The following is a 13,446-nucleotide window of genomic DNA, read 5'->3' as shown; positions in this document are numbered from 1 at the left end:
TTTATCACTTCCTACTCATTTTCCGCTATCTCCATAATTGGAAAGTACCCGGGCAGACGGATCTTTCACATTACATCCGCTCCATTCTTTGTTTGGCATCCAAAAATCAACAACCATCTCAGCCTGTCCCGGATAATATTTTTCAAAAATACTTCTATACAGCAAAGATTCTTTCGTAAATGGACGTGCAAAGGTATACGTTTTCCGCAAATGTTCAAACTCCTCATCTGTATATATTTTTTCTGCATACTCTTTCAAATAATCAACCATTGAATGACCTACTGCATCCGAAAATGCCGCTTTTTCTCTCCAAAGAATTTCTTTTGGTAGATAATCCTCTTTTTCAAATGCGTGACGAAGTAAATATTTTCCTTTTCCATATGTATTGATCTTCAGTTTCGGATCCACTGCCATCACATATTTTACAAAATCCAGATCTCCAAATGGGACACGGGCTTCCAATGAATTTACAGAGATACAGCGGTCTGCCCGAAGGACATCATACATATAAAGCTCCCGGACTCTCTTCTGAGATTCTTTTTGAAATGCCTCCGCATCCGGCGCAAAATCTGTATACTTATACCCAAACAACTCATCGGAGATTTCACCGGTCAGCAAGACCCGGATGTCGGTCTGTTCGTGGATTGCTTTGCATACGAAATACATTCCAATAGATGCACGAATCGTCGTGATATCATAAGTTCCAAGCAAATGAATAACCGTATCCAAAGATCCGATCACATCATCCGGAGTCATATAGATCTCTGTATGGTCGCTTCCTATATAATCTGCAACCTGTTTTGCATATTTTAGATCGATCGCATCTTCACTCATTCCGATCGCAAATGTCCTGATCGGTCGACTGCTTTTCTTAGCCGCAATTGCACACACAAGAGAAGAATCCAGACCTCCGGAAAGTAAAAAACCGATCTTTGCATCCGCTACAAGACGTTTTTCTACTCCTGCTGTCAATTTATCATGAATCTTCCCGCATACAGTTTCTAAATCATCCTGACAAACATTTTCTGTTTTTGCAATGTCGCAATAACAAATAAATGTTCCGTTTTTATAATAATATCCCGGTGGGAATGGCATGATCTTATCTGTCAAACCTACCAGGTTTTTCGCTTCGCTTGCAAAAATGATCGCATGGTCTTTATCATATCCGTAAAATAGAGGACGGATTCCAATCGGATCTCTTGCAGCAATAAATTCTCTTGTCTTTCCATCATAAATAATGCAGGCAAATTCTGCATCCAGCATAGCAAACATTTCTACACCGTACTCCTGATACAAAGGTAAGAGAACCTCACAATCTGATTCACTTTTAAATACATATTTTTCCTTCAGCTCTTCTTTCCATTTTTCAAAGCCGTAAATTTCTCCGTTGCATACAACGTAACTGTCATCCAACTGAAACGGCTGCATCCCGGACGTTGTCATTCCCATAATCGCCAGTCTATGAAATCCAAGATACCCTTCTCCGGTATCAACCACTTTACTCGCATCCGGTCCCCTTGAGATTGTTCTTTGAAATCCTCTCATAAAAACCTCATACACTGCACTTGGACTGCAGTATCCCATAATCGAACACATAACATGTTCCTCCTTCGCTCTATATAAATCCGGCATTCGGAAAGAAAAATCTTTCTGAATGCCGGCTCTTATATAAAATTTTCCGATTTATTCTACATCTTGAAGCGCGTCAAAACCTTCTTCTCCCGTCCTTACTTTTACAACATTTTCTACATCGTAAACAAAGATTTTTCCATCTCCGATATGCCCTGTGTAAAGTACTTTCTTTGCGGTTTCAATTACTTTCCGAACCGGTACGGCGCTTACTACCATTTCAATTTGTACTTTCGGAAGAAGATTTGCCTCCACCTGTACTCCACGATAATATTCCGGTTTTCCTTTTTGAACCCCACATCCTAATACATGGGAGACCGTCATACCTGTGATACCAAGTTTCATCATTGCGCTCTTGAGCACTTCAAATCTGGATTCTTTACATACAATTTCAATTTTTGTAAATTTCGGTGTTCCTTCTTCAAAACTTGGAACTTTCTTAACCGGAACCGCTTCCGCAACCGGTGTTTCTCCTGTCACCATCACCGGAACTGTATCGGCTTCGTCTGCTGTCGCCGTATCCGGAACCATCGAAAATCCTGCATAGGCTGTCAATAAACCGTGCTCTGAAACATCCAATCCGGCAATCTCATCTTCTGCATCCGCGCGAAGACCGATCGTATGTTTGATTGCTAAAAATACAATTGTGATTACGATCGCCACATAAACTGCAACAGAAACAACTCCAATTATCTGAACCGTAAGAAAATGAATTCCACCACCATAGAAGAGTCCTGCCTCCGTTGTCACGCCGGTCGCAAACAAGCCGGTAAGAATTGTTCCGACTGCTCCGCATACACAGTGTACAGAAATTGCTCCAACCGGATCATCGATTTTCGCAACCTTATCAAAGAATTCTACGGAAAGGACTACTAAAACTCCACAGACTATACCGATCACAACCGCTCCGACTGCATCGACCGCATCACATCCGGCAGTAATACCGACCAATCCGGCCAGCGCTGCATTGTAAGTCATAGAAACATCTGGCTTTTTATATCGGATCCATGTAAAGATCAAAGTAGTACAGCACGCAACTGCCGCCGCCATGTTTGTATTAAAAAATACTCTTCCTGCTGTTTCTACTAAAGCATCGCTATCCATTCCCACTGTTGACGCTCCGTTAAACCCAAACCAACAGAACCAGAGGATGAAGACTCCAAGAGCCGCAAATGTCAGGTTATGTCCGAGAATTGCGCGTGGTTTTCCATCTTTATCATATTTTCCGATACGAGGTCCTAGGATCTTTGCTCCGATCAGTGCGCAGATTCCGCCAACCATATGTACCGCTGTAGAGCCTGCAAAATCATGAAATCCCAACTGGGAAATCCAGCCTCCGCCCCATACCCAATGTCCGGAAATCGGATAGATCAAGAGTGAAATTGCTGCCGAATAAATACAGTATGCACTGAATTTCGTTCTTTCCGCCATAGCGCCGGATACGATTGTCGCTGACGTTGCACAAAAGACGGTTTGAAAGATTGTAAATGCCCAAAGTGGAACTCCTGCCGGTAAAATATGACTATAATCACCACGTATCATTGGGTCAAATGTTCCAAAGATCGCAGAACCGCTTCCAAACATCAGCCCGAATCCTACAAGCCAAAATGCCGGTGTTCCAATACAAAAGTCCATCAAGTTTTTCATCAGAATATTTCCGGTATTTTTCGCTCTTGTAAATCCTGCCTCACACATGGAAAATCCCGCCTGCATGAAAAATACCAATGCCGCTCCAACTAGTACCCAGATTGTATTCACTGCACTATAACTCATATACATTCCTTCTTTCTGTAAACTCTCTGAATTTCACCTTATCTCACCCCGAAAAGCAGTTCCCCATAAGTCGGAAATGGCCAATATTTTTTCGCAGTCACTTTTTCTGCTTCGTCACAGACAACCCTTAGCTCGCTCATTTTATTCAATACCCGATCACGGATTCCATAAGCTTTTGTCTCGATGTCTTCAATATCCTGCAGATTCATCACCGCTTCTTCCAATTCTTCCGCATAAATGGAAATCTGTTCTTCAAATCCGGATAATTTTTTCAGAAGTTCTGTTTCATAGCCACAGGAAATCGACTCATCTACTGCTTTTTTTGTAGATGCTGTATTTGCCAGTTCCAAAACATAAGCACTGATTGCCGGAGCAATTTCCGTCTTCGCCATATCGATCATTGTATTTGCTTCGATCAGAACTGTCTTGCAGTAATTATCCAACATGATCTCACATCTTGATTTTAATTCTGCTTCCGAAAATACTTTGTGTGAAGTCAGCATTTTCACGTTTTTGTTATCCAGAAGATGCGGCATGCAATCCGGCGTCGTACGATAATTCAATAGTCCTCGCTTTTCTGTTGCTTCTTTGATCCATGTTTCATCATAGCCATTTCCATTGAAAATGATATGTTTATGATCTTTAATCGTCTTTCGGATCATTTCATGCAAAGTCTCTTCAAAATCTTCTGCTTTTTCCAACCGGTCTGCATAGATTTTCAAACTTTCCGCAACTGCACTATTCAGCATAATATTGGCACAGGCAATGCTGTTAGAAGAACCAAGCATACGAAATTCAAATTTATTTCCCGTAAAAGCAAATGGTGAAGTCCGGTTACGATCTGTCGTGTCACGATTAAATTTCGGAAGTACGTTTACTCCTAATTTCATCTGCGTTTTTTCCATGCCTTCATATGGAGTATCTGTCTCGATTGCTTCTAAGACCGCGTTTAATTCATCGCCTAAGAAAATGGATACAACAGCCGGCGGTGCTTCGTTTGCTCCAAGTCTATGATCATTCCCCGCGGTTGCCACAGAAAGTCTGAGCAGATCTTGATAGTCATCCACCGCTTTAATGACTGCACATAAGAACAATAAAAACTGTGCATTTTCATATGGAGTTTCTCCGGGAGAAAGCAAGTTCACACCTTTATCCGTCGCCAGTGACCAGTTGTTATGTTTTCCGCTTCCGTTTACTCCGGCAAACGGTTTCTCATGAAGAAGACATACAAGACCATTTTTCGCGGCAACTTTCTGCATGATTTCCATCGTCAGTTGGTTATGATCTGTCGCGATATTGGTTGTTGTATAAATCGGAGCCAGTTCATGCTGCGCCGGGGCTACTTCATTATGCTCAGTCTTCGCCAGAATCCCCAATTTCCATAGTTCTTCATTTAATTCTTCCATATAAGCAGCAACTCTCGGTTTGATGACTCCGAAATAATGATCGTCCATTTCCTGCCCTTTTGGAGGTTTTGCCCCGAAAAGCGTACGACCGGTAAATTGAAGGTCTTTTCTCTTTTCATACATTTCTTGTGTAATAAGAAAGTACTCTTGCTCCGGACCAACCGATGTGCGGACACATTTTGCATCCTCATTTCCGAAAAGGCGAAGAATACGAAGCGCCTGTTTATTCAGTGCTTCCATTGACCGAAGAAGCGGTGTCTTTTTATCCAGCGCTTCGCCGCCGTAGGAACAGAATGCAGTCGGAATGCACAATGTTTTTCCTTTAATAAACGCATACGACGTCGGATCCCATGCGGTATATCCTCTCGCCTCAAATGTTGCACGAAGTCCGCCTGACGGAAAAGATGAAGCATCCGGTTCTCCCTTGATCAACTCTTTTCCTGAAAACTCCATGATCACTCCGCCATCCGGTGAAGGAGAAATAAAACTATCATGTTTTTCAGCGGTCACCCCGGTAAGTGGCTGAAACCAATGGGTATAATGAGTAGCTCCATTGGCAACCGCCCAGTCTTTCATCGCCGATGCAACTGCATTGGCCACACTGATATCCAGTTTTGCCCCCTCATCGATCGTTTTTCTCAATGATTGATAAATCTTGGCTGACAAATTCGCCTTCATTACCCGATCGTCAAAAACCTTACATCCAAAAAATTCTGATACATTTTTCATCGTGTCACTCCTTTCAATCTGAAAAAGGCAAGAACTCCTTTCCTAATAACACTCTCGTACCGAAAAGACGCCCTTGCCTTTTAATCAAATTGTATTTTATTTTAAAAGAAAAAGCGCCTCTGAGATCCTATCTCAAAGACGCCCTTGCCTTTACTCGCTGAATATTACACTTGCAAAAAGGGATTGTCAATCTTTTTTTGCATTGTTTTATTTTTAATACAATTTCATACGATCATTGACAAACGACATTTTTCGCTGTATAAATAAATGCGAGTGAGCAAAGGCGTTCATTTTTAATGCAGATTTTCTGCCCTAAAAATGAGTGCCTTTCTTTTTATTATCAGAAAGGTAGGTAGCGATCATATGAAAATGGAAGGTCAAGTACGCATTCCTTCCGGATGTGCAATTTCTGCAGTTATTTCCAGAGAAGGGAAAAAAATATCCGGAGATATTATCACAAATTCCATGAAACCGATGCACGACCGTTCCAACGGACTGGGCGGAGGTTTTGCCGGATATGGAATTTATCCTGATTATAAAGATTTTTATGCATTACATATGTTTTTTAACTCTCGCGACACCCGAAAAACATGTGAAGCATTTTTAAAAGAACGATTTGAGATTGTTCAATCTGAAATTATTCCAACCCATAAAATTCCGGCAATCAAAAACGAACCGATTATCTGGAGATATTTTGTTGCTCCCCTTCGCTCTGTCATGTCTTCTCTTCAATTAGAGGAAAAAGAATTTGTTGCAAAATGTGTTATCCGGATCAATGATGAAATGCCCGGAGCTTATGTATTTTCCAGCGGAAAAAATATGGGAACATTCAAAGCGGTCGGTTATCCGGAAGATGTCGGTCTTTTTTACAGACTTGAAGACTATAAAGGTTATTCATGGACCGCCCATGGACGATATCCAACCAACACGCCGGGCTGGTGGGGCGGTGCGCATCCGTTTACTCTACTTGATTATTCCATCGTACATAACGGAGAAATTTCTTCTTATGATGCAAACCGCCGTTTTGTCGAGATGTTCGGTTATAAATGTACGCTCCAGACCGATACGGAAGTAATTACTTATATTATGGACTACCTGCTTCGTGTTCAGGAACTTACCTTAGAGGAAGCTGCCAGCGTCATTGCAGCTCCTTTCTGGAGTACCATTTCTGCAAAATCAGATTTAGAAGACAAGAAAAAACACATTTTCCTACGGACGATGTTTCCAAGTCTGCTCGTAACCGGTCCATTCTCAATCGTCTTTGGATTTAACGGCGGACTGATGGCGCTTAACGACCGGCTGAAACTGCGTTCCATGGTTGTTGGGGAAAAAGATGACAAAGTTTTCATTTCCAGTGAAGAAGCAGCGATCCGGACGATGGAACCGAATGCTGAAAATATCTGGTATCCGGCAGGCGGTGAACCTGTAATCATCAAAGTAAAGGAAGGTGCATTTTAATGAACGCCACATTATTATATCCCGAATTTGAAGTCGTAAGAAACGAGCAGCGATGCATCTCCTGCCGGATCTGCGAACGACAATGTGCAAATCATGTACATATTTATGATAAAGAACACAAATGTATGACACATGACGAACGGCTTTGCGTGAACTGCCATCGCTGCGTTGCTTTCTGTCCGACTAATGCATTGAAAATTGTAAAAAATGACTGTACATACCGTGAAAATATCAATTGGTCAAATCAAATGATCAAAGAGATTTATAAACAATCGGAAAGCGGCGGAGTTCTTCTTTCTTCTATGGGGACTCCGAAACAACTCCCTGTTTACTGGGATCACTTACTGCTCAACGCTTCCCAAGTCACCAACCCGCCGATCGACCCTTTGAGGGAACCGATGGAGACAAAAGTATTTCTTGGTAAAAAACCGGAAAAAACCGCTCGCTTAGAAAATGGGCTCTTAGATACAAACTTGCCGCCACAGTTGGAACTATCCATGCCGGTTATGTTTTCAGCAATGAGTTATGGTTCCATCAGCTATAATGCTCATGAAGCTCTTGCATTAGCCGCTTCAGATCTTGGAATTTTATATAATACCGGAGAAGGTGGTCTCCATGAAGATTTTTACTGTTATGGAGAAAATACGATCGTGCAAGTTGCTTCCGGTCGCTTTGGTGTTCACGAAGAATATCTGGAGGCTGGAGCCGCAATTGAAATCAAAATGGGGCAGGGTGCAAAGCCCGGTATCGGCGGTCATCTTCCCGGAACTAAAATCGTAGGCGACGTATCCCGAACAAGAATGATCCCGGAAGGTTCTGATGCCATTTCCCCTGCTCCTCATCATGACATTTATTCGATTGAAGATCTGCGTCAACTTGTTTTTTCTTTAAAAGAAGCGACTCAATATCAAAAACCGGTCATTGTCAAAGTCGCTGCAGTACACAATATTGCCGCAATCGCAAGCGGTATCGCCCGAAGTGGTGCAGACATTATCGCCATTGACGGTTTCCGCGGCGGTACCGGCGCGGCTCCTACCCGAATCCGCGATAATGTCGGAATTCCGATTGAACTGGCACTTGCCGCTGTAGATCAACGACTTCGCGATGAGGGAATCCGTAATCATGTTTCTCTGGTTGTCGGAGGTAGTATCCGCAATTCCGCCGATGTTATAAAAGCAATCGCCTTAGGTGCCGACGCTTGCTATGTCGCTACAGCCGCTCTTCTTGCTCTCGGATGTCATCTCTGCAGCACTTGTCAGTCCGGAAAATGCAATTGGGGTATCGCCACCCAGCAACCGGAGCTTGTAAAAAGACTAGATCCGAAAGTCGGCAGTCAGCATTTAATCAATCTCATGACCGCATGGAAGCATGAAATCAAAGAACTGATGGGCGGCATGGGAATCAATTCGATTGAAGCTTTGCGTGGAAACCGTCTAATGCTTCGAGGCATCGGACTAACCGAAAAAGAACTGGAAATACTCGGTATTTCTCATGCAGGAGAATAATAATTCAAAAAATCACATTATTATTCAAAAAAAAACAAAAAAGTATGTTGAGGTATGTTATAATATGGAAATCATAGATGCTAAAACTTTAGATTACAAAGCAATCAATGAAGCATTGCGCAGATCAGACGACGCCTGTACGATCCAAAACTGCTGTGGACAGCGGTTTCTTGCCTCCGGAATGTCTCAGAAAGATCTTACGATTTATGGAATACCGGGAAATGCGTTGGGCGCGTATTTAAATAACGCTGCGATTACCGTATATGGCAATGGGCAGGATGCCGTTGGCGATACAATGAATGAGGGACAGATCCTGATCCATGGAAATATCGGAGACGCTGCCGGTTATGCAATGCGTGGCGGCAAAATATATGTAAAGGGAAATGCCGGATATCGTGCCGGAATCCATATGAAAGAATACAAAGAAAAAAAACCTCTTATGATCATCGGCGGATATGCTGGAAGTTTTCTTGGGGAATATCAGGCAGGCGGGGTCATCATCGTTCTCGGACTCTCACGAAATAAAAAACGGATCGTTGGAAATTTTCCATGCACAGGAATGCATGGCGGTAAAATATTCTTACGCGACGACTGTCACGATATAAAATTTCCCGAACAAGTAACCGCCCGCCCGGCGTCCCGGGAAGATTTGGATGAACTTCGTGAATATTTATCCGATTTTTGTTCCGCATTTAATTATCAAATTGATGATCTTCTATCGGCTCCTTTTACCGTCATCACCCCCGACAGTAAAAATCCGTATAAACAGATGTATGTTGCAAATTAATAGAAAGCAGGTTGATTTATGAAATATTCCTATCAAGAAGTCATCCAATATATACAGGAAGAAGACGTGAAATTTATCCGTCTTGCTTTTTGTGATGTATTCGGAAAACAAAAGAACATCTCTATTATGCCTGATGAACTTCCCCGCGCCTTTGAATTTGGCATCGCTATTGATGCTTCTGCAATTACCGGATTCGGAGATGAAAATCATTCCGACCTTTTCCTGCATCCGGATCCGGATACTCTGATGCCTTTACCTTGGCGCCCGGAACACGGCAGTGTGGTTCGGATGTATTGCACGATCACCTATCCAAACGGAGAGATTTTCGCCTGTGATACACGTTCTATTTTAAAAAAAGCTATCCGAGATGCTGAAGAAAAGGGCTATCGGTTTTTCTTTGGCGCAGAGCAGGAATTTTATCTTTTTTATTTAGATGAACTGGGAGAACCGACGAATATCCCTTACGACTATGCCAGCTATATGGACATTGCCCCGGAAGATAAGGGCGAAAATATCCGCCGTGAAATCTGTCTCACATTAGAACAGATGGGTATTTATCCGGAAAGTTCTCATCATGAAGAAGGTCCGGGACAAAACGAGATCGATTTTCGTTATTCCGATCCACTAACCGCTGCAGATAACGCGATGACATTCCAAACGGTTGTAAAGACCATTGCAAGACGCAACGGACTCTTTGCTGATTTCACTCCTAAGCCATTAAAAGATCATCCGGGAAACGGTTTTCACATTAATGTATCCGTCAATGCCTCTGATAAAGAAGATCACATGGATCAGATTATTGCCGGAATCCTGGAAAAAGTCTCTGATATGACTGTTTTCTTTAACCCGACAGAAAACTCTTATCAACGCTTTGGAACCAATAAGGCTCCGCTATATATTTCCTGGTCCGATGAAAATCGGTCACAACTTGTCCGTATTCCGGCCGCTGTTGAAAAATACCGCCGTATGGAACTCCGCTCTCCTGATCCGACCACAAATGCTTATCTTGCATTTGCTCTGATTATTTATGCATGTATGGAGGGTATGCAAAAAGAATTGACTCCGCCTCCGGCAACAAATATCAATTTCTATCACGCGGATTCGGACACGCTGAAAAAATATCCAAAACTGCCAGAAACATTCAAAGCCGCTTGTACTGCTGCAAAAAACAGTTGTTTTATCAAAGAACTGATACCGGCTTCAATCTTAAATCTTTATTGTAATAAATAATCTGTTTTTCAAAGGAGGAGGTACGACATGAGTTTAAAAGAACGTGTTTACAGTATACTGATCGTATCTGCAACCGACAGTTTTACCTCCGCCTTTACCGGTATACTTCCAAAAACCAGATATTTTCCACTTCACAGTGTTACCAGTATCAGTGCCGCAAAAAAAGTCCTTGCAGAAAAAACTTATGATTTTGTCATCATCAACGCTCCGCTCCCCGATGATATGGGCACTCGCTTTGCAATCGATGCCTGTACCAAAAAACAGACTGTCGTTCTTCTTTTAGTAAAAAATGATCTCCACGAAGAAATTCATGACAAAGTAGTCGAATATGGTATCTTCACATTATCAAAGCCCGTTTCCAAACCTACTATGCTTTATGCGCTCAGTTGGTTAGAGAGTGCACGTGAACGCTTGAAACAATTTGAGAAAAAATCTTCCTCTATTGAACAAAAAATGGCTGAAATCCGTTTAGTAAATAAAGCCAAATGGCTTCTGATCAATGAATTAAAATTCACAGAACCAGAAGCCCATCATTACATTGAAAAACAAGCTATGAATCGCTGCATATCCAAACGGATTATTGCCGAAGAAATCATAAAAACATACTCATAATATGTTTTTCCCGTTTTCTTATTCCGGATCCGCGAAATGGATCAGCACTTTCAGTTTGCTTCCGCCATATTGGCTGAACTCTTCAAACGCCGCTTCCGCTTCATCCAATTCATATTCTGATTTTTTCGTCGGATCCTCACTTCCCGGATTCATCACGATCTTTTCCAAGTCGATCGCCCCTCCTTTTACAAGATCGATCAGTTCCGTAAAGTCAGCTTTCAGCGCATTTCTGGAGCCCAGAATATCCAGCTCCTTTTTCTGGATCATCGTAAAATTGAAATCCAGATTTTTCTTTCCCACGCCGATCAATACGACCCGACCGCCAAATGCCGCCGCATCGATACAATTTTGGAATGTGGACGGAAGCCCCACCGCTTCGATACATACGTCAAATCCATGATGATCGCCCGTAATTTCTCGCACACGATTTGCGAAATTCTCTTCACTGTCATTTTTGATCATGCCCGCAAGTCCAAATGTATGGTATGCGTACTGCAGTTTTTCTTCCGCAATATCCGCAATATACACTTCTCCGCCTTTTGCCTTTGCCGCAACCGCCGCAAGCACGCCGATCGTTCCGGCACCGATCACAAGCACCTTGTCTCCTTTTTGGATATCCGCTCTTGACACGCCGTGATAGCTGATGCAAAATGGTTCGATCAAAGCAAGACTTTTCGGGCTTAATCCTTTTCCGTCGTAAATCCGTTCAACCGGCATTGTGATATATTCCGAAAATGCGCCGTCTCTCTGCGCCCCCAGCGTCTCGTTCGACTCACAGCAATTTACCAGCCCGCGTTCGCAGGAGTAACATTTCTGACAGTTAAAATATGGATTGCATGTTACGATCATTCCCTCTTTTAACCCTCTGTCATTTTCCCCGATCTTTACGATCTGTGCGGAAAATTCATGCCCCGGAATCCTCGGATAGCCTGCATACGCAAATGTTCCGCGGTATGTTCCAAGATCGCTTCCGCAGATACCGCCATACAGTATCTTCAATAACGCTTCCCCCTGTTTTACTTCCGGCATCTCTGTCTCTGTCATCATCACTTTTCCCGGTTCCGGGATCATAATCGTTTTCATTTCATCTATCCTCCTAAAAAATCCTGCTTATCGTTCCATGTCGATATATGTTTCATTCCAGACAACAGCTGTTTTCATCGGCGCGCTCTTGGAGTAAATTCTGTTTTCATACGCATCGATCGGATCCGCAGTAAATTCTTCTTTCTCGATCAATTCCACGATCTCATCGTAACGGCTGTTTTGGAGGATCCGGATTGCTTCCTCCATGTGATCCTGCCGGAAGTTGATCGATCCGAATATCAACTGATTTTTAAATCCGAACGGCATCGTATCCACCGTTACTTCCGGTCCCAAAGAGAACGAATTGTAAATGCCGTTACATCCAAGCACGCCATATTGAAATGCGATTTCATGCTCGATCGCCGCCCCGCTGGAACCGATAAATACCGTTGCCGTACCGCCTAACTTTTCTCTGATCGCATCTGCAAGTTCTTCTTTTGTATCATAAATACTTCTTACATAAGACGCCCCTGCCTGTTTTAATGCAAACGAAACTTTCGGGCTGTCTTCCTCACTTCTTGCCACAAAGACGATCTTTACTTCCGGATATTTCTGACGGATCAGATCCCCGATAAACATTCCTGTCGTTCCGAGCCCGAAAATGCAGACTCTTTGGAACGTTTCCTTTCTCGCAATCTCTCTTGCCTCTGCCTCCGTACACCGATGCTCCGCCATTTTCACCCGAAAGTTATGTGCTTCGCCCAAGTCTTCCATCCGCTCTCTCTGAAAGATCATGCACGCATAAGGATCGCTGAATACTAATTTTTTTGCCAGTGTAAGCGGAATTTTCCCGTCTTTCACATATCCGTCCGGAATTTTCAGCAGCATATCCGGATGATAATAATTCCGGTCGGAAAACAATCCGTCTGCCTGATCGCACCCATATTCAAAATACGTCTCTTCCTCTGTATATCTTGTCGGATCATAGCTGTTTCCTCCCCGGATCAATACGATGGCAAACCGATTCTCAGACGGAACCCATACAACACCCTCGTGTCCGTTGACGAGCCGGTCACATCCTGCGGGAAACTTTTCTTTTAAATTTCCCTCACGTCCCATATTCATCAGCGTATGATCGGTTCCGCAAAATCCGACGAACACACTTTCCGCAAGAATCCCGTCCTTTTCTTTTTCTCCCCGCAATCTTTGTCTCGGTATATTTCGTATCTCAACGTCTCCATATACCAGCGGTCTTTCTGCATCATTTTGAAAATATGTACCTTTTACGATCATG

At 42.9% G+C, this 13,446-nt stretch carries 10 protein-coding genes; 5 read left to right on the top strand and 5 right to left on the bottom strand.

Annotated features, from left to right (window positions below; genetic code table 11):
- Positions 1-15: 15 nt before the first annotated feature.
- From asnB to I2H87_RS08365, 3 genes are all read right to left on the bottom strand, one after another.
- Positions 16-1,596 carry an asparagine synthase B gene (asnB, locus tag I2H87_RS08375; protein ID WP_009268636.1) on the bottom strand — a complete coding sequence of 527 codons (1,581 nt, stop codon included), beginning with the start codon at positions 1,594-1,596 and terminating at the stop codon, positions 16-18.
- An 87-nt stretch (positions 1,597-1,683) separates the two neighbouring features.
- Positions 1,684-3,402 (bottom strand): ammonium transporter, encoded by a 1,719-nt coding sequence (locus I2H87_RS08370; RefSeq protein WP_022152592.1) that lies wholly within the window; start codon positions 3,400-3,402, stop codon positions 1,684-1,686.
- Positions 3,403-3,440: 38 nt separating this feature from the next.
- Entirely contained in the window at positions 3,441-5,537 is a 2,097-nt protein-coding gene (locus tag I2H87_RS08365; protein WP_009268638.1) for a glutamine synthetase III family protein, read from the bottom strand.
- Between the two features lie 363 nt (positions 5,538-5,900).
- Between I2H87_RS08365 and I2H87_RS08360 the strand changes: the two genes are divergently transcribed.
- The 5 genes from I2H87_RS08360 (at position 5,901) to I2H87_RS08340 (ending at position 11,129) form a co-directional block, all read left to right on the top strand.
- A complete protein-coding gene (locus tag I2H87_RS08360; protein ID WP_009268639.1) occupies positions 5,901-6,995 on the top strand; it encodes a class II glutamine amidotransferase in 1,095 nt (364 codons plus the stop codon).
- Positions 6,995-8,500: a glutamate synthase-related protein gene (locus I2H87_RS08355; protein ID WP_009268640.1), complete on the top strand. Its 1,506-nt coding sequence runs from the start codon at positions 6,995-6,997 to the stop codon at positions 8,498-8,500. The genes I2H87_RS08360 and I2H87_RS08355 overlap by 1 nt, the downstream gene beginning before the upstream one ends.
- Positions 8,501-8,564: 64 nt before the next feature.
- Positions 8,565-9,287: a GltB/FmdC/FwdC-like GXGXG domain-containing protein gene (locus I2H87_RS08350; protein WP_009268641.1), complete on the top strand. Its 723-nt coding sequence runs from the start codon at positions 8,565-8,567 to the stop codon at positions 9,285-9,287.
- 18 nt (positions 9,288-9,305) lie between these two features.
- Positions 9,306-10,517, top strand: coding sequence for a glutamine synthetase family protein (locus tag I2H87_RS08345; RefSeq protein WP_054702931.1), 1,212 nt, complete (start codon positions 9,306-9,308; stop codon positions 10,515-10,517).
- A 27-nt stretch (positions 10,518-10,544) separates the two neighbouring features.
- The gene (locus I2H87_RS08340) at positions 10,545-11,129 is read left to right on the top strand and encodes an ANTAR domain-containing response regulator (protein ID WP_022152597.1); all 585 of its coding nucleotides are present in this window, start codon (positions 10,545-10,547) and stop codon (positions 11,127-11,129) included.
- An 18-nt stretch (positions 11,130-11,147) separates the two neighbouring features.
- Here I2H87_RS08340 and I2H87_RS08335 read toward each other — a convergent pair whose 3' ends face one another.
- The gene (locus I2H87_RS08335; RefSeq protein WP_117551508.1) at positions 11,148-12,212 is read right to left on the bottom strand and encodes a zinc-binding alcohol dehydrogenase family protein; all 1,065 of its coding nucleotides are present in this window, start codon (positions 12,210-12,212) and stop codon (positions 11,148-11,150) included.
- 27 nt (positions 12,213-12,239) lie between these two features.
- Positions 12,240-13,445 carry an MDR/zinc-dependent alcohol dehydrogenase-like family protein gene (locus tag I2H87_RS08330; protein WP_195609708.1) on the bottom strand — a complete coding sequence of 402 codons (1,206 nt, stop codon included), beginning with the start codon at positions 13,443-13,445 and terminating at the stop codon, positions 12,240-12,242.
- Position 13,446: the final 1 nt, after the last annotated feature.

Source organism: Mediterraneibacter glycyrrhizinilyticus (assembly GCF_015560805.1).
Lineage (GTDB): Bacteria > Bacillota > Clostridia > Lachnospirales > Lachnospiraceae > Schaedlerella > Schaedlerella glycyrrhizinilytica_A.
Note: the sequence above shows the minus strand (reverse complement) of the source record. Positions and strands in the feature narration are given on the sequence as shown.